At 52.9% G+C, this 16,946-nt stretch carries 15 protein-coding genes; 9 read left to right on the top strand and 6 right to left on the bottom strand.

Annotated features, from left to right (window positions below; all coding sequences use genetic code 11):
• Together C8R21_RS12360 and C8R21_RS12350 are read left to right on the top strand one after the other, a co-directional pair.
• A partial coding sequence (locus C8R21_RS12360; RefSeq protein ID WP_146162488.1) for an integrase core domain-containing protein occupies positions 1-192 on the top strand: 192 nt, incomplete at its 5' end.
• A gap of 506 nt (positions 193-698) precedes the next feature.
• Positions 699-2,552 carry an AMP-dependent synthetase/ligase gene (locus C8R21_RS12350; RefSeq protein WP_258192397.1) on the top strand — a complete coding sequence of 618 codons (1,854 nt, stop codon included), beginning with the start codon at positions 699-701 and terminating at the stop codon, positions 2,550-2,552.
• A gap of 52 nt (positions 2,553-2,604) precedes the next feature.
• Here the strand turns inward: C8R21_RS12350 and C8R21_RS12345 are convergent, their stop codons facing one another.
• Together C8R21_RS12345 and C8R21_RS12340 are read right to left on the bottom strand one after the other, a co-directional pair.
• Positions 2,605-2,907: a hypothetical protein gene (locus C8R21_RS12345; RefSeq protein WP_107762972.1), complete on the bottom strand. Its 303-nt coding sequence runs from the start codon at positions 2,905-2,907 to the stop codon at positions 2,605-2,607.
• Between the two features lie 119 nt (positions 2,908-3,026).
• The gene (locus tag C8R21_RS12340) at positions 3,027-3,635 is read right to left on the bottom strand and encodes a DVUA0089 family protein (RefSeq protein ID WP_107762971.1); all 609 of its coding nucleotides are present in this window, start codon (positions 3,633-3,635) and stop codon (positions 3,027-3,029) included.
• Between the two features lie 580 nt (positions 3,636-4,215).
• On the opposite strand from C8R21_RS12340, the gene C8R21_RS12335 reads away from it, so the two are divergent.
• Complete coding sequence (locus C8R21_RS12335; RefSeq protein ID WP_074975206.1) at positions 4,216-4,449, top strand: hypothetical protein; 234 nt, start codon at positions 4,216-4,218, stop codon at positions 4,447-4,449.
• A gap of 174 nt (positions 4,450-4,623) precedes the next feature.
• Here C8R21_RS12335 and C8R21_RS12330 read toward each other — a convergent pair whose 3' ends face one another.
• Positions 4,624-5,334 (bottom strand): hypothetical protein, encoded by a 711-nt coding sequence (locus C8R21_RS12330; protein WP_258192396.1) that lies wholly within the window; start codon positions 5,332-5,334, stop codon positions 4,624-4,626.
• 8 nt (positions 5,335-5,342) lie between these two features.
• A complete protein-coding gene (locus C8R21_RS12325; protein ID WP_107762980.1) occupies positions 5,343-7,307 on the bottom strand; it encodes an ATP-dependent DNA helicase in 1,965 nt (654 codons plus the stop codon).
• Between the two features lie 218 nt (positions 7,308-7,525).
• Between C8R21_RS12325 and C8R21_RS16140 the strand changes: the two genes are divergently transcribed.
• Positions 7,526-7,774 carry a hypothetical protein gene (locus tag C8R21_RS16140; RefSeq protein WP_219906662.1) on the top strand — a complete coding sequence of 83 codons (249 nt, stop codon included), beginning with the start codon at positions 7,526-7,528 and terminating at the stop codon, positions 7,772-7,774.
• A 28-nt stretch (positions 7,775-7,802) separates the two neighbouring features.
• On the top strand, positions 7,803-7,970 hold the full coding sequence (locus C8R21_RS15935) for a hypothetical protein (protein WP_219906661.1): 168 nt from the start codon (positions 7,803-7,805) through the stop codon (positions 7,968-7,970).
• Between the two features lie 151 nt (positions 7,971-8,121).
• Here the strand turns inward: C8R21_RS15935 and C8R21_RS12315 are convergent, their stop codons facing one another.
• Positions 8,122-8,502 (bottom strand): hypothetical protein, encoded by a 381-nt coding sequence (locus tag C8R21_RS12315; protein ID WP_258192395.1) that lies wholly within the window; start codon positions 8,500-8,502, stop codon positions 8,122-8,124.
• Between the two features lie 541 nt (positions 8,503-9,043).
• The gene (gene ppk2 / locus C8R21_RS12310; protein WP_107762968.1) at positions 9,044-9,862 is read right to left on the bottom strand and encodes a polyphosphate kinase 2; all 819 of its coding nucleotides are present in this window, start codon (positions 9,860-9,862) and stop codon (positions 9,044-9,046) included.
• Between the two features lie 809 nt (positions 9,863-10,671).
• Here ppk2 and C8R21_RS16495 point away from each other — a divergent pair.
• Genes C8R21_RS16495 through C8R21_RS12295 form a run of 4 tightly spaced genes read left to right on the top strand, consistent with a single transcriptional unit; the run spans position 10,672 to position 16,900 of the window.
• Entirely contained in the window at positions 10,672-11,454 is a 783-nt protein-coding gene (locus tag C8R21_RS16495; RefSeq protein ID WP_258192394.1) for a TolC family protein, read from the top strand.
• A gap of 10 nt (positions 11,455-11,464) precedes the next feature.
• Entirely contained in the window at positions 11,465-12,121 is a 657-nt protein-coding gene (locus tag C8R21_RS16490; RefSeq protein ID WP_258192393.1) for a TolC family protein, read from the top strand.
• Positions 12,118-13,755 (top strand): efflux RND transporter periplasmic adaptor subunit, encoded by a 1,638-nt coding sequence (locus tag C8R21_RS12300; protein ID WP_107762967.1) that lies wholly within the window; start codon positions 12,118-12,120, stop codon positions 13,753-13,755. The genes C8R21_RS16490 and C8R21_RS12300 overlap by 4 nt, the downstream gene beginning before the upstream one ends.
• Position 13,756: 1 nt before the next feature.
• Positions 13,757-16,900, top strand: coding sequence for an efflux RND transporter permease subunit (locus C8R21_RS12295; protein WP_107762966.1), 3,144 nt, complete (start codon positions 13,757-13,759; stop codon positions 16,898-16,900).
• Positions 16,901-16,946 lie beyond the last annotated feature (46 nt).

Raw genomic sequence — 16,946 nt, 5'->3', positions numbered from 1 at the left:
CGGCTGAACGGCAAGGTGGAACGGTCCCATGGGACCGACCAGCGCGAATTCTACCAGCTGTTAACTTATAAGGATAATGTTGACCTGAATGCCAAATTAGCCGAATGGGAGGCCTTCTATAACTATCACAGGCCTCACGGACGCTTGGGCGGGAAAACTCCCTATGAACGCCTGGTTGAAAAAATGCGATAATTTTTTCGGTCAGCCGAGGTTGTGCTCATCACATCTTCATCTTTCAATTTCCGCTTTCACAATTAAGAGTAGGGGTACATTTCTCCATTCGTTCGATCTCTTCTTCCCTTCTCTTCTAAACCCTTCGTCGCTGTTCATCCTGACACTTCGTCTCCCGTTCGCCCTGCTCCTGAGTCTGTCGAAGGATCGAAGGGGCCTGAACGGGCGACAAGCATTCCTGAGCGACAAGCCTGTCTTCAGGGTCGAACTGATGTTCAGCCGGGCCCTTTTGGCAAGATCAGGAGATGGCTTATCGAAAGATGCGAATATCGCTTGTATGGGATATATGCCGGCCATCATTTGACTTCGTACTTGAACTCTGTCGAAAACGGTTTTCCCCGCGATCTGATCTATGATGAAAGCGGAACTACCCACAGCCCAAGAAGAAGCGAGGGGACAGCAAAACCATAAGTGTCACACCTTGGCTTGATTTCAAGAGGATAAAGAGGATATATGGAGCCGTGCAGATGGGGCAAAAGCGGAAGACAGATATCATTTCATGTGAAGAGGCCCAGACGCTGGCAGGGCTTTTTTCCATCCGAATCAAACGTAACCCACAAGCGATAGCGTACCGGCAATTTGATGTCGAGAGCGGGAAATGGCGGGAATACAACTGGCAGGAAATGGGTATGCGGGTGGCGCGCTGGAAGCGCGCACTGATGCGGGAGAATCTCGAACCGGGTGATCGTGTCGCGATCCTGCTGAGCAATTCCATTGAGTGGGTCTGCTTTGATCAGGCTGCACTCGCTGTCGGGCTCGTGGTGGTGCCTCTATATCCTTTTGATGCGCCAGATAACATTGCCTATATTCTCGAGGATTCCGGCACCCGGTTACTTTTGGTGGGCACTCAAAAGCGTTGGGAAACACTGGCCTCCCGATGCAAGGATGCTGGCGGATTAGCCAAGATACTATGCCTTGAACACTCGTCAGCAGATGGTAGCGAGGGCAGGGCACTACAGGGTGTGGATGAATGGCTGAGGGAAACAGATGAGCATGCCAGCAATCAGGAGGATGGAGGCAACTCTGGTAGCAAAGGTAGATATCATCCGTCCGATCCTCACGCACTTGCCACACTTGTTTACACTTCGGGAACTACCGGCAAGCCCAAGGGTGTCATGCTTTCGCACTTCAATGTGCTTTGGGATGCGGAGGCAACACTTCAGGCGATATCCGGCTATCCGGACGACGTCTATCTCTCGCTCCTGCCGCTTTCCCATATGCTTGAGCGCACTGTTGGCTATTACGTTCCCCTCATGGCAGGAAGCAGCGTGGCCTATGCCCGTTCGCTGAAAGATTTGCCGGAGGATTTGAAATCCGTACGGCCTGGTATATTCGTTGCCGTGCCGCAGGTTTATGCGGGTATTCGCAACAAGATGAACCAGCAGGTGCAGGAAAGAGGACGGATTGCCAGGTTGTTGTTCGATTGGACTGTTGCACTTGGTTGGGAGCACTTTACCGCTGTGCAAGGGCAGGGGAAGGAGCGACTATGGCAGCGCGTTGCGTGGCCTATTCTGCGTCAATTGGTGGCTGACAAGGTGCTGGCCGCATTTGGAGGGCGGATCCGGCTTGCGGTAAGTGGAGGCGGTCCACTTGCCATGGATGTTTCAAAGCATTTCATTGGGTTGGGTTTACCGCTTCTCCAAGGTTATGGATTGACTGAAGCTTCCCCGGTTCTGACAGCTAATCGCATGCACGACATTGTGCCGGAATCAACGGGAAGTGCGTTGGCTGGCGTAGAGCTTCGTATCAGCGAGCAGGACGAATTATTGGCCCGTAGTCCGGGCGTCATGCTCGGCTATTGGAACAGGCCGGAAGAAACCCGCGCTGCGATTGATGCAGAGGGTTGGCTGCATACCGGTGATCAGGCACGTATTTCTGACAATCATGTTTTTATCAGCGGACGGATCAAGGAGATTCTGGTCACGTCCAGCGGTGAAAAAGTACCGCCTGCAGATCTGGAGATGGCTATCGTTCAGGAACCCTTGTTTGACCAGGTAATGGTGGTAGGCGAGGGAAGGTCCTATCTGGCAGCCTTGGTTGTAGTGGACAAGGGGGAGTGGCAGAACCTTGCCTCCACCCTCGGCCTGAAAGCGGACGAGCCCCAATCACTGGCACATTCAACTGCCCGAGCAGCCGCTTTGAAAAGGATCAAGGCAACCTTGCGCGGTTTCCCCAAATACGCTCGAATTCGGGCAGTACATCTCTCGCAGGAACCCTGGAAGGTGGAAGACGGCCTGCTGACACCCACCCTGAAACTGAAACGTTTAGAAATCGAAAAATGCTTTGCGAGCCAGATTACCGAGCTGTACGAAAAAGGATAACCCTGGTTAACGGCAGTTGAGTGCCGTTAACCAGGATTAACCGTTATAACCATTATTTCTGCTCGCGCAGGCGATCGGCTTGATCTTCCAACTGGTCGGCACGATACTCAGAGGATTCACGTGCAGCGTCGGCGGCTCGATCCGTGCTCCTGGAATCCATACCAGGATCTTGCCTTTCGATCCTGTCCGCGGCTGCCTCCCCCTCCTTCCGCATCACATCCGCCTTATCTTCCTTTGTATCGGCCTTCTGTTCCAATGATTGTTCCCGCGCTGCTTCCTGTTCGGATTTACAAGCGGGAAGTCCCAGCGCCAGCGCCAGCACCGTTGCGGTAAGAACAGGTTTCAGATAGCTCATGATGATTACCTCCTCCGGTTATTTTCGAGGTGTCACTATAATCGCTAACGTTGTCGTTTTTCTGTACGGTGGCGCACGCGATTGAGTAAAAAGACAGATTATTTCACTCCTCCCCTATTTCATACCGGCATTTGCTTCCTTGAAGAGTACCGTATCATGAACGTGATAAGGCCGAGGCCCACCAGCAGCAGAGCATAGGATTCGGGCTCCGGGATAGAAGGAACTTCAGAGACATAAGAAGCGCCGACTGAGGCGGAACTGACATTCGAAATATCCAGCGCCCAATGCGGATCACGACCGCTGAAGTTCATATCAGCAGTGCCTTGGAAGCCATCCGCTAACAAGGGTCCATTGGCAAAGCTGTCATATTGAGTGACGGTCGCAGTATAATTTCCAGCCGAGAGATCGCGTGTCAGCAAAGAGTCCCAAGCATTTCCGCTGACGGAATCTGTCACCAGACCGCTGTCATCATTCTCACCAAGTAAATTTCCTGATGCATCAAATAGTGTGACGATGGGATCGAATCCTCCTCGGGCAACCTCCGCTCCAGCGGCGTTTGCTCCTCCCGCGTAAGACCAGGTACGCAAGGTAACGTCAGACGTCGGTGCGGACACGGTAAAGTTAAACTCCTGTACCTCACTATCATGCTCAAAGTTTCCCGTGAAAGAAAAATCGGCCGCGTTTACGCTACCAGTAACGAATCCCATAGCAAGAATGGCAATATGCATTTTTTCATTTTATTTCTCCTCAAGAAAGCTGGGGTGAATAACCAGATCTGAACCGGCAAGAGCGGTGTTAGCGTCAAAAAACGCCTAATAACCTCATCGGTGTTTTTAAATGTATAACAGAATTTAGACTTTTCAAGTTGTATGAGCCATTTGGACTATCGTTATCTTCCGCTCAGAATCGCAAATAATCCGGGATTCATAACGAATAGGCTGCCAATTAACCGTCCAAGTTAAAATACCTCCATCCTCTCCCTGAATACTATGTTCGATAGCGCACCGAGCCGCGCAGAGATAGAGTGTATTTGTGCCCGTCTATAATCTCGTCTCGGATAAGCAATTCGCCAGGTCGCTGGATTGATGGGTTCGTGTCCGCGGCAATACCAACATCAGGATAAGTCCTTCCTTCACTTTGGACCACAACGATTCCGGGAAGCACATTTTGTTTTTATAACCGGAAAGAGCAAACGATTCGCGCAGTCTGGCGAGGCAGTGGAATAGAAGTTTTTTCGGATTTCTTTCAATTGCAGCAGTGCAGCCGGGCCTATTGGAAGGCTCGTTTTCAGCCCTAGAGGAGGAGCGTATGCCGAAATGCGACGGATGCGGGAACGACTACGATAAAGCTTTTCAGGTAGTCTTTTCGAATAAAACCTATACGTTCGACAGCTTTGAATGTGCCATCAACCAGCTTGCGCCCACCTGCACGCACTGCGGTGTTCGAATTATTGGGCACGGCCTGGAGAAAAGCGGGGCAATGTTCTGCTGCAATCATTGTGCAGAAAAAGAAGGTGTGACGGAACTGCGCGACCGCTCATAGAAAACCTCCTTCTTTCATTCTTGCTCCATTTTTATCCGCGGCCTTTTGGCTCTCTTGGTTTGGGACAAAGTGAGTTCTGCCAGCACGATCTGTTCGCTGCAATGCCTTAAATCCGGGAGGGTGCGGGATACGGGTGTGGCAGAATAGCAAAAGGAATTCGATCGCATCCCCGGATTAGAAATCATAAATGATACGTGAGGTCAATAGCCACTCGGTTCGCTCGCTGTTCAACTGCGATGGTCCGCCGCCCACCTGAATGATCGAGTGCTTGTTGAAGACGTATTGAAGCTGGGGAGTCAATCGGTAGCGCCACCGTCGCTCTTCTATTTCACTGTTCAACTCTATACCCAGGGCGAGATGTTTTGAATAACTGTAAAACAGGCTGTTATTGAGCAAGCCGACGAACTCACCGGATTTCCCCAAAGCCGTGTGCCGTACTCCGAGCATGTTCATCATGCTCCACGTGTCAGAAAATTTATAATCATTCAAATAGAGGATTTCAGCCGCGAACACTTTTTCATCGTTTTTCCGTCGGCCGATAACCTGCCACCCATGCAGCATGCGACCTTGGGCTAATTTACCGAGAGAGCCTTGCAGGGAAACTTTATATTGCTGCAAAAAATCGTTCTCGATCGGTAGTTCCAACTCGATCGAGTGACCATCCATGTAGGTGTATTCAATCTCGGGCGACCAGCGTAACTGTTCCTCCCGCGGCGAAAGATTCAGCAAGGCATTGATCTCGAGTTCACCCTTCTTTGCGTCGATCGGATCGACCAGGTCAAAGACCATTGGCTCAGGTCTTCGGCTTTGGGAACTCTCAGACGCATCGTTGTCTTCGCAACGCACATCCTGCATGAGGATAAACCCCGCCAGAGTCGCGGGCAAAATGTGCCTCACACCTTGGTTGCCGTGGAATTGGCCGAAAAAAACTCTTCCACTTCAGCCAGATTGCGTGTGCGCTTCATGGGTGGCAGGCTCTGCCAGATTTTTCTGCCATAGGGCCTGCTGATCAGGCGTGGATCGCAAATCATCAGTACACCACGATCAGTCTCATCCCGGATCAATCTGCCGGCTCCCTGTTTCAGATTGATCACGGCGTGCGGCAATTGATACTCCATGAAGGCATTACGGCCTTCCTTGTTGATTTTTTCGATACGTGCGGCAAGCACCGGGTCATCGGGAGGAGCGAAAGGAAGTTTGTCGATCACCACTAGGGATAATGCTTCCCCACGCACATCCACGCCCTCCCAGAAGGATTGACTGCCGATCAGAATCGCATTGCCCATCTTCCGGAAGCGCTCCAGCATGTGGGAGCGCGAACCCTGGCCTTGCAGCAGCAGAGGGTAGTCGAGTCTTTCCTGCTTGAGTGCCGCCAGCAGCAGTTCATATGTCTTTTGCATGGCACGCAGGCTGGTGCACAGGAAAAATGCCCGCCCCCGGCTGGCCTTCAATACCGGCAGCGCTGCCTTCACCACTTCTTCCGTATATCTGCTGCTGTTCGGTTCCGGGATGCCTGTTGGAACATAGAGCAAAGCCTGATGGGCAAAATCAAAGGGACTCTCCCAGCACATGGAATGCGAAGGGATGGTTCCCGTATTCAGCCCCATTTGATCATTGTAATGAGCGAAGTCGCCCTTGACTGAAAGGGTTGCGGACGTAAATATCCAGGCGCGTGGGGATCCGCCTAATTGCTTGTTGAATATCTCCGCAATGGAAAGCGGGGTGGCATTGAGTTGCAATGCCTGGCTGAATACTTCCACCCACCGCACGAAGCCTTCGGCTTCAGCCTGCTCTTGCCAGCGTTTTATGCAGCTGGCGATTTCCCGCGAACGCTGCCAGCAATTTTCCAGGCCATCCGAGCGTTCAGCCTGCTTTTCGAGCAGATCGACCAGATTACCCAGTTTTTCCTGCAAATCACTCAGCGCGCCGGCAAATTTTGCGTTTGCCTTGATTGCAGCCATGGGCAGGCGCGTATTCTCACCTTCCACAGTCAAGCGGAAATCGCGTGCGGCCTTTTCCATTGCCGCAATAGCAGGGGGTAGGGGAGCAAAATCTTTTGCGCTCCGCAGCGCTTCAGCCTCGCTGTCACGGGCCAACTCCAGCAATTGGCTGGTGCTGACCGATTCCCCAAAGAATAGACTGGCTGTTTCCGGTAACTGGTGAGCCTCATCAAATATTACTGTATTGCAGGCGGGGAGCAATTCCGATAGCCCTTCATCACGTAGCATGACGTCGGCAAAGAACAAATGGTGGTTTATCACCACCACATCTGCTGACAGGGCCTGTTTGCGTGCTTCCATGACAAAACAGTCCTTGTAGTGCGGGCAATTCGAACCTAGGCAATTGTCGCGGGTGGAGGTGACGTACTGCCAGACGGACGCATTTTCTGGTACCTCACTCAGACCGCTCTTGTCCCCGCTCTTGCTGACCTTGGCATAGCGTTCAATCAAGTTCAGATACTTCACCTCTTCGCGGCTGGCGAGGGCAGGGCGGCTTTCCTGGAAGGTACGTTCCAGATGATAGTGACAAACATAATTTGCCCGCCCCTTCAGTAAAGCCACGGTAACGGGAACCTCGAGCGCGCTGCGCACGGTAGGAATGTCACGGCTGAACAACTGGTCTTGCAGGGTTTTTGTCCCGGTGGAAATAATCACCTTTCCACCTGTCAGCAAGGCGGGCACCAGATAGGCGAAGGTTTTGCCTGTGCCCGTCCCCGCCTCGGCAATCAGGATCGTGTTGGAGGCAATGGTATCGGCAATTGCCTGAGCCATTTTCCTCTGCTGTGAGCGCACTGTATAACCTGGCACACTACGGGCCAGAGCACCGTCGGCAGAGAAAAAAGAATTGATATCAGGCATGGAAGGTATCAATCGACCTTCCACCATGATATCGCAGTGTCAGGAATAAGACATCCTGGCCTATGGGTATTGCAAGGGCAGGTGGCTATAACTGGAATGATTTATGTGTAAGGCAGATTAAGGCAGGCTGAGGCAAACTAAGGCAGGCTAAATGACCCGCTGTAGCGAAGCAGGCGCACTCCAGCAGCGTTTCCTTATTGATCCGGCCAGAAAACACTATGAATCTCGTCATTCCTGGCCGACTCGAATCCAGCAAACCGGAATCCAGCCAAACCAATAATGACGCTTTAAACGTGCTGCCTCCCGGCTTCCACCGGTATGATGCTTGTACTGTTTGCTCGCTGATTAATAGGTACGCCGCTTACAGTTATTTTATACTGTTGTTGACCTTGGTTCTGAATGGTTTGGGAAAATATTCAGGTCTGTGCGATAAGAGCCCCGCTTTTCATGAAAGCGCCCTTTCCTGATTACCACAGGTTTTTCCGGTGCTCTTTCATGGCGAGCATCCAGAGCGCCCTGATGGGTTTTATCCCAAAACGTCCAGCACAACGGATCGCTGTAGAAGTCTCTTTTCTGCGCCATATTGCTCGCCAGCCGGTTAAGCGTTCCAATGCTGAGCAGCGCAAAGATAACCAGAATTATCAGCGGGAACCACCTTTTTAACAATGATACCTCCATGGCTATGCTGGACTGTTTTTATATCATCGATTGAAGGCCGGACGATAGGATAGCACACAGGACTTCGTCAGCGGCCTTATTTCCTGCGAGTTACTCGCATACACAAAGGCAATGCTAAAAGATGCCTTGCGGTACCTTAATTACTCCAGTTATTGGTTTGTTGTGGATTGGAAATTCCATCGACTGCCTGGTGTGAGGATACAACGTAACCCTCCTGTTCGAGCCTTGCCGCTATTTGACGATGCAGGGCCGCTTTGCCAAGGCTTGCCTTGGCTGCATGCTCGTACCTCTGCATCAACGCCCAGGTATGCGATTGCTGATCCTGCGCCAGCCGTCCGTATAGATAGCTTTTTTCCTGATAATGATCGAGCAGTTTTCGTTGCTCGTTTGCTCTCGCGCGCATCTCTTCAGCCAGATTCTCAAAGTGCTTTGTCAAAGCGCAATGATCCTTATATGTTCTGGCCTCCTCCACCGTTTTCAGGAGAGCAGGACTGTTGACCGCTTCATATGGACTCATGGGGGCGCATGAAGACAATAGCACGAGCAGGAATACAATCGCTGGAAAACTTCTTATTGTCATACGGACGCCTGATCTGAAGCTGAGTTGAACCGGGGAAGTGCGCGATACGGACGTTCTGCTTATGGAACAGGGTATCAATCGAAGGGTACTTTGTCAACTTATTTATGTCTAAAGTGTCTCAACCCTCAAGGAAGATGTAAAGTAGAGGGAAGCAGGTGAAACAAAAATAAAGACGAGCATTAAAACCAGAACCCAGCATAGCTTTTGAAAGTCATAACTTGTTTATTGCGCGGGATATGCCTATAGAATGAGGGCAATCAGACTGCGCAAATGAATGCGGTGGCGTCTCAAGGTCTTGAGAAGGCAGGGAGTGATTCCGCTGGTATTGCATCTGCCGGGAGGAGATGCATCCCGGCCCCCTTTAACGGATCATGACGGAGAGACGCCGCCGCTCCCATTTGATGGACTCCCGGAGGGAGCAGCCCGATTGAAATGAAAGTGTTTCCTGAAAGGCTATGCGTACAATAAAACAGTACGCCTATGCCGCCAGCAGACCTTCCTCTATGAATGAGGCGGTAAATGTTGAGATGATTTGCGGATCCGGCAAAATCAGGTGCTCGTTCTTGTCTTTGTAATCCAGTCGGCTGAGCATGTCCTTGATGACATTCAGCCGGGTCAGTTGCTTGTCGTCCGCATGCACGATGATCCAGGGCGTAATCAAATTATGCGTATGCGTCAGCATCCTGTCGCGTGCTAATGTATATTCATCCCATTTTTCGAGAGCATACTCGTCGAGCGCGCTGATTTTCCATTGCGCCAGAGGATCCTTTCTGCGCTGGCTCAGCCTTTTTTCCTGTTCAGGTTTACTGATATCGAGATAATACTTGAGGAGTTTGATACCGGAGCGTCTGAGCATGAGCTCGAACTCGACCACTGAACCCATGAATTCTTCATACTCCGTATCGGTACAAAAACCCATTACCTTCTCCACACCCGCCCGGTTGTACCAGCTGCGGTTAAACAGCACAAGCTCCTGCGCTGCGGGAAGGTGCTGGACATAACGCTGGAAATACCAGGTGTTGCGGTCGCGGTCCGAGGGTTTGCCGAGTGCGACAACGCGCGTTTCACGCGGACTCAGGTGCTCGGTGATCCGCTTGATTGTGCCGTCCTTGCCGGCGGCATCCCGCCCTTCCATGATGATCAGAATTTTGTCATCGCATTCGATGAGGTGCCGTTGAAGCTTGACAAGTTCAATCTGGAGTTTATATAGCGTGTCCTCGTAGTCTTCCTTGGATATTTCGGGAGCACGTGCTTCTTTTTCCTTCTTGTCCTCCTTCTTGCCTTCTTTTTTGCTCATGGTCAGGTATTTCTCCGTACAAAATCCGATCGCCAGAGGAGGCGAAGACACCGAATGCCGATAGGATAAAGTTCAACTTGAATTTATCCAACCTTCTACTATGATAGATCAACAGTTGTTGAAGAATTGGAATGGCAGGACATGGATTTTCCTTTATAACACGTAACGCTTGTTCTGACAGGATAGATGCCTCATACTGGATAATATGATGCTGCGCGTGCGCACATTCCTATCGATTCTGATCATATTGTCGCTGCCCCTGCAGAGTGCCTTAGCCGCTATCATGCCGCTATGCGCTCAAGCCAGAAATATATCTGTATCTGGGGGGCCTGAAAATCAAATTGATCATGAAGTCCCATCCACAGCTTGTCCCTTGCATGACAGTAGCGATCACAAACAGCCGGATAGACAGTCGGATGGTGATAACGCAGAGGGTAGGGCGGATTTGACCCTTTCCTGCGATGGAGTCGTTTGCCACATAAGCGGTAATGGTCTGCCACCTGCGGCGTCTGCACTCAATCTTCCTGGTGGATTTTCTTACGCCATCTTGCCCATTTTTCGCCTTTCCTCGTTGGTCCTTCAGCAGCCGCAACGACCCCCTCTAGTTTAATCTCTTACTCGTATTACACCAGCACAGACGGCAGGTCTTTTGCTGCTCAGCGTTTTTGTATGGGTCATTTGCCCCTGACGAAAATTCCGCGGGCTATTTTTCTATTGCTGAATCGGTAAATCCCAATCGGTAAATCCCGGTGGTTACATATTTTCAAGGAGCTCAGGATGAAATCAGGTTCAGATTACATCATCGTCAAATGGCGGAAGCAAGCTCAAACAGGACCGGTGAGCTCGCGATGATTCCGATGGGAATCATCGCCCCCGTGCTTGCCGCTGTCATGGTTTCTACATTGGCCCACGCGGAAGTTTCATCCCGGCCAAGTAGAGGAGCGTCTACACAGGCTGCTCCAGAACAATTTGCGGAAGCCTTTGCGGCGGCAAATCCCCAAAACTCGGCTTCGCTGGCTACCCTTCCTACCCTGTCTACCCTGATTGCGGAAGCCCTGGAGAATAATCCGGAAATCCAGGCCGCGCTGCGGGAACGGGAAGCAGCCCAGCAGAGAATCTCGCCCGCGGAAGCGCTGGATGACCCTGTTCTGGAAGCAGGGGTGATCAATGCCCCGTTAGCATCTTCCACTTTTAACCGTGAGGACATGACCATGAAAATGATTGGTCTGTCCCAGCGATTCCCTTTTCCAGGGAAACGTGGTTTGCGTAAAGATGTCGCCGCCAGAGATGCAGAGGCTATCGAATATGGTTATCAGGAGACTGTGAACCGTGTCGTGCGCGATATCAAGGTCACGTATCTCGATCTGGGCCTCACCTTTGAAATGACCCGCCTGGTCGAAAAAAACAAGCTCATCCTGGAAGAGCTTCTCCACATTGCTGAAGATCACTACGCAGTAGGGCGAGGAAACCAGGCCGATGTGCTAAAGGCCCAGACGCAGGTATCCAGAATGGGGGATGAACTGCTGAAGCTTGCAGGAGAAAGAACGGTAATCGAAGCCGAGCTGATACGCGCTCGGCTGGGTCGGGAATAGGCCGCTGCCAGTGCCCGCACCCCCGCAATTGCGCGAGGAAACCCTGAACCTGGAATCGTTGCTTGCGACCGCCCTGACCCAACGCCCGCAATTGTTGGCACTGCAAAGTCTCGTTGCCCGCAACGACAAAGCGCTGGAACTTACGCGCAAAAATTATTATCCCGATTTCGATGTGCGCATGTCTTACGGGCAGCGTGACAACATGCTGGACAACAGCCGGCGGCCGGACATGGTGAGTCTGACGGTGGCGATGAATCTCCCTGTGTGGCGCGGCGACAAACTCCAGCCACGGGAAGCAGAGTCGCTGGCGATGCGTGATCAAGCCTTGAGCACTTATGAAGCACAACGCAATGAGGTGGCAGCAAGACTGCGCCAGCAGACAGCGCTGGCCGAGCAAAGCCTGAAGTCCGCGCGGCTCTACCAGACCGCCATCCTGCCACAGGCCCGGCTTACCGTAGAATCCACCCTGGCGGCTTATCGGGTTAACCGGGTTGATTTCATGACACTGCTCGACAGCCAGATGACAGTGCTCAACTCCGAAATCAGCCTCGCAACGACCATGGCAGGTTACAACAAGGCACTCGCGGAGATCGATCTGCTCGCGGGTAAATCGCCACTCAACTTATCACCCACTCCCCGGGAACTCATGTCAAGGGAGCGCATGTGAAGCTCGCCGTCAAATCAATAACTTTTGTCGCTCTGGCTGCGGTCTTACTCATCGCAGGGTACTGGTGGGGTGCAACCCGGCCTTCGACCTCTGCAGCTAATGCCTCGGGTGCGGTTTCAGCCGACGGTAAGCGTGAGAGGAAAATTCTCTATTACCGCAACCCCATGGGTCTGCCGGACACTTCGCCGATACCAAAAAAAGATCCTATGGGTATGGACTATATGCCTGTTTACGAAGGCGGGGAATCCGCTTTCGCCGATGCGGCGGTCAAGATCAGCATCGACAGGATACAAAAACTGGGAGTAAAAACCGAGCAGGTCAGCATGCGCGCACTCACCCGCACCGTAAGGGCAGTAGCGACAGTGCAGGCGGACGAACGGCGGTTGCATATCGTGGCGCCCAGATTCGAGGGATGGATCGAGCGGCTCCATGTCAATACGACGGGCCAAGCGGTTAGAAAGGGTGATCCGTTGATGGACGTGTACAACCCCGACCTGATCACGGCACAGCACGAATATCTCATCGCCCGGAGAGGAACCAAGGACGTGGAGGATGGCGGGCTTGAGGTTCAGGCGGGGATGGAACGGCTGACTGAGAGTGCCTTGCAGAGACTGCGCAACTGGAACATATCGGAGGCTGATTTACAGACACTCCGGCAAGAAGGTCATATCAGACAATATCTCACATTGCGTTCCCCAGTGAACGGCATTGTGTTGGATAAGTCCCTTATTCAGGGCCAGCGCTTCATGGCGGGAGAAACGCTGTATCGGATCGCCGATCTCTCCAGAGTATGGATGCTCGCAGATGTGTTTGAGCAGGATCTTGTCATGATACACGCGGGCCAGACTGCCACTATCCGGATTGAAGCCTATCCGGACGAGATATTCACGGGCGAAGTGACGTTCATATACCCCACGGTCAATCCAGAAACCCGCACTGCCAGTGTGCGCATCGAGTTGCCTAATCCGCAAGAGCTGCTGAAACCGGCGATGTATGGGAAAGTGGAGTTCGTTTCAATCCAACGTGAAGCCAGAGTGCTCGCCGTCCCCGAATCGGCCGTACTCGATGCTGGTACCACGCAGTCTGTGCTGATGGATCTCGGCGAGGGCCGCTTTGAACCGAGGCTCGTGAAGCTGGGCAAGCACGCGAACGACTATGTGGAAGTTCTGGATGGACTGAAGGCGGGGGAAATGGTTGTGGTAAAAGCCAATTTTCTCATCGATGCCGAAAGCAACCTCAAGGCTGCACTGAGCGGTTTTGGCCGCAGCAGCCAGGACTTAATGCCTGGTGAAGCGAGAGAGAGAAGCCAAGTCGCCCCTGGCTCATCCGGGACTGTACCAACTGTACCTTTACCTCCGTCTCCATCTTCATCGATGAGTCATCGCGGAGAAGGCGTCATCGAAGCGATAGGCGTGGCCAATACAACGGTAACCCTTGCCCATGGGCCAATCGCAAGCTTAAGTTGGCCGGCGATGGTAATGGATCTCAAGGTGCTGAATCCCGCGTTACTACGAACATTGAAACCCGGCCAGGAGATTGCTTTCGAGATAACGGAAGCATCGCCGGGTGAGTACGTCATCGTTCGTATACAGTCACAGGACAGTGCCGCTGCCAGGCAGGGAAAGAAGCACTGAGATGGTCGGCAATATCATCGAATGGTCGGTGCGGCACCTCTTCCTGATGCTGGTTGGGACATTCCTCGTAATGGCCTGGGGCATGTATTCGGTATGGAAGACACCTATAGATGCAATTCCCGATCTTTCGGACGTGCAGGTCATCATTTACACGGAATATCCGGGCCAGGCGCCCCAGATAGTCGAAGACCAGGTTACCTATCCACTCACCACTGCCATGCTGAGTGTGCCGAAATCCAGGGTAGTGCGTGGTCTCTCCAGTTTTGGCGTGTCGTTCGTATACGTCATCTTCGAGGATGGCACAGACATCTATTGGGCACGCTCGCGCATATTGGAATACTTGAGTTTTGCTGCTGCTCGCCTGCCCAGGAATATAAAGCCTTCACTTGGTCCGGACGCCACCGGAGTAGGTTGGGTTTATCAATATGTCGTGACCGCAAGGAATCGTACCCTCGATGAGTTGCGTGCCATCCAGGACTGGTTCTTGCGTTATCAACTAACCGCGGCGGAGGGCGTGGCGGAAGTAGCCAGCGTAGGCGGGTTTGTAAGAAGCTATCAGGTTACAGTGAATCCGCAGCAGCTACAGGCTTACGGCATCCCGTTAAAGAATGTGTCTCAGGTTATCGCTGCCAGCAATCGCGATGTGGGAGGGCGTGTGATCGAGCTCGCGGAGAGAGAATATGTGGTGCGCGGCAAAGGCTATCTGCGCGGGATAGACGATCTCGAAAAACTCGTCGTCAAGGCGGAGAAGGGCACGCCGGTGCTGTTGCGCGACATTGCCCGGGTGGAATTGGTTCCTGAGGAACGTCGCGGCATAGCCGAGCTTGACGGCGAAGGAGAAGCTGTTTCGGGTATTGCGGTGGCGCGGCATGGCGAACATGCTCTCGATATCACACGCAATCTCGAAAAGAAGCTCGCCGAGATCATGCCGGCCCTGCCGGAAGGTGTTTCAATCCGGTCCCTCTACGATCGTTCGGATCTGATCCACCGCGCCATCACGACGCTGCGTGAAGTGTTGATCGAGCAGATCATTATTGTGGCGCTGGTTTGCGCGGTCTTCCTCATGCATGTGCGGAGCGCCCTGGTGGCGATCATCATGCTTCCCATCGGCGTACTCATCGCTTTCATCGCAATGCGGTTCCTCGGCATCAATTCCAATATCATGAGCCTTGCGGGCATCGCTCTAGCGATTGCGGAAATGACCGATGCGGCGATCGTCATGATCGAGAATGCACACAAACATCTTGCGCGCGTTGGCCCGGAAGTTTCAGGTGCAGTACGCAAAGAGGCCGTCATTGATGCCTGTAAGGAAGTTGGTCCATCGCTGTTCTTCAGCCTGTTGATCATCACGGTATCGTTTCTGCCTGTATTTACTCTTGAAGCGCAGGAAGGGCGCATGTTTCAGCCACTGGCCTATACCAAGACTTTCGCCATGGCGGGTGCCGCCTTGCTTTCGATCACCCTGGTTCCAGCCTTGATCCTGCTTCTGATCCGTGGCCGCATTCCGCGGGAGCAGGATAATTCACTGAGCCGTTTCATGATCCGAGCCTATCATCCGGTAGTGGGCCGGGTGATGCATTGGAAAAAGACACTCATTCTGGCAGCGCTTGCTGTGCTTGGGATAACCGTTTATCCCGCACTCAAGCTGGGCACTGAATTCATGCCGACATTGAACGAAGGCACACTTCTTTACATGCCAGTGACCTTGCCGGGCATTTCCGTGACGAAAGCGGCTGAGATATTGCAGACGCAGGACAGGATCATTAAAAGCTTTCCGGAGGTGGCATCAGTGCTCGGCAAAGCGGGGCGGGCCAATACTGCAACCGACCCGGCGCCGCTGGAGATGGCTGAAACCATCATTAACCTGAAACCGGAGGCTGAATGGCGCTCCGGGATGACCGTGGATAAATTGATCGCTGAAATGGACCGGGCGCTCCAGATGCCCGGGGTCAGCAATGCCTGGACCATGCCGATCAAGAACCGGATCGACATGCTTGCCACAGGCATACGCACGCCCATTGGCGTCAAAGTGTTCGGCAAGGATCTGGAGGAAATCGAAATCCTTGCCCGACAAATCGAGACAACGGTAAAAACGGTGCCTGGAACGACGAGTGTCTATGCGGAACGCATTACTGGCGGCTATTACCTCGATATCGAGCCGGACCGCATGGCGCTCGCGCGCCATGGGCTGGTCGTAGGAGACTTGCTGGACGTAATCTCGGTGGCGCTGGGTGGCGAAACGGTAACCACCACCGTGGAAGGACGGGAACGCTTCGCTGTCACCGTGCGCTATCCACGTGCATTGCGCAGTGATCCCCAGGCAATCCCTACCCAGGTGCTGATACCCACCATGGACCAGGCAATGATCCCGCTCGGGCAACTTGCGCAGGTGAAACTCCTCCAAGGCCCGCCGAGTATCCGCACGGAGAACGCGCTGCTGTCGGCTTACATCTTCGTCGATATCCGCGACCGCGACATCGGCAGCTATGTCGCGGAAGCCCAGCAGGCAGTACGTGAGCAGGTGCGGTTTCCGCCGGGGTATTATGCAACCTGGAGTGGCCAGTTCGAATACATGGAACGTGCGGTCGAAAAACTGAAGGTAGTCGTGCCGCTCACGGTCCTGATCGTATTCTTGCTTGTATATCTGAACTTTCATCGACTCACCGAGACGCTGATCGTCATGCTTTCGGTTCCTTTTTCCTTGGTCGGCGGCATCTGGCTCATGTATCTGCTCGGCTACAACATGAGCATCGCAGCGGCGGTTGGCTTTATCGGGCTCATCGGTATCGCGACTGAAACAGGAATGGTCATGCTCACTTTCCTTGATCGGGCGTTAGCGAGTATCACGGCGACGCAACAAGCCCCAGGCGAAAAAGTTACCGTTGAAGATCTTTACGAGGCAGTGATCCAGGGTGCGGTATACCGCATACGTCCGGTGATGATGACCATCGCTGGAAGCGTGGTCGGGCTGCTTCCCGTCATGTTCAGCACAGGCACGGGATCCGAGGTGACACGGCATATAGCCACTCCCATGGTGGGCGGAATGGTTTCCACTACAGTACTGACGCTGGTCGTATTTCCGGCCGTCTTCGCTCTGGTCAAGGAAGTTCCAATCCGGCGCTCACTTAAAACTGAGAGGCCATAATGATGCTAAAAAAGGAAGCAATCAGAGCAAATATTTGCCGATGACA

Source organism: Nitrosospira multiformis (assembly GCF_003050865.1).
Classification (GTDB): Bacteria; Pseudomonadota; Gammaproteobacteria; order Burkholderiales; family Nitrosomonadaceae; genus Nitrosospira; species Nitrosospira multiformis_E.
Note: the sequence above shows the minus strand (reverse complement) of the source record. Positions and strands in the feature narration are given on the sequence as shown.

What these genes read in the sequence shown, in the direction of transcription:
- C8R21_RS12345 (WP_107762972.1), bottom strand. Translation starts at nt 2,907, where the DNA reads ATGAGCTATCTGAAACCTGTTCTTACCGCAACGGTGCTGGCGCTGGCG.
- ppk2 (WP_107762968.1), bottom strand. Translation starts at nt 9,862, where the DNA reads ATGAGCAAAAAAGAAGGCAAGAAGGAGGACAAGAAGGAAAAAGAAGCA.
- C8R21_RS12350 (WP_258192397.1), top strand. Translation starts at nt 699, where the DNA reads ATGGGGCAAAAGCGGAAGACAGATATCATTTCATGTGAAGAGGCCCAG.
- C8R21_RS12315 (WP_258192395.1), bottom strand. Translation starts at nt 8,502, where the DNA reads ATGAGTCCATATGAAGCGGTCAACAGTCCTGCTCTCCTGAAAACGGTG.
- C8R21_RS12340 (WP_107762971.1), bottom strand. Translation starts at nt 3,635, where the DNA reads ATGCATATTGCCATTCTTGCTATGGGATTCGTTACTGGTAGCGTAAAC.
- C8R21_RS15935 (WP_219906661.1), top strand. Translation starts at nt 7,803, where the DNA reads ATGGCGAGCATCCAGAGCGCCCTGATGGGTTTTATCCCAAAACGTCCA.
- C8R21_RS16495 (WP_258192394.1), top strand. Translation starts at nt 10,672, where the DNA reads ATGGCGGAAGCAAGCTCAAACAGGACCGGTGAGCTCGCGATGATTCCG.
- C8R21_RS12295 (WP_107762966.1), top strand. Translation starts at nt 13,757, where the DNA reads ATGGTCGGCAATATCATCGAATGGTCGGTGCGGCACCTCTTCCTGATG.
- C8R21_RS12335 (WP_074975206.1), top strand. Translation starts at nt 4,216, where the DNA reads ATGCCGAAATGCGACGGATGCGGGAACGACTACGATAAAGCTTTTCAG.
- C8R21_RS16140 (WP_219906662.1), top strand. Translation starts at nt 7,526, where the DNA reads ATGAATCTCGTCATTCCTGGCCGACTCGAATCCAGCAAACCGGAATCC.
- C8R21_RS12325 (WP_107762980.1), bottom strand. Translation starts at nt 7,307, where the DNA reads ATGCCTGATATCAATTCTTTTTTCTCTGCCGACGGTGCTCTGGCCCGT.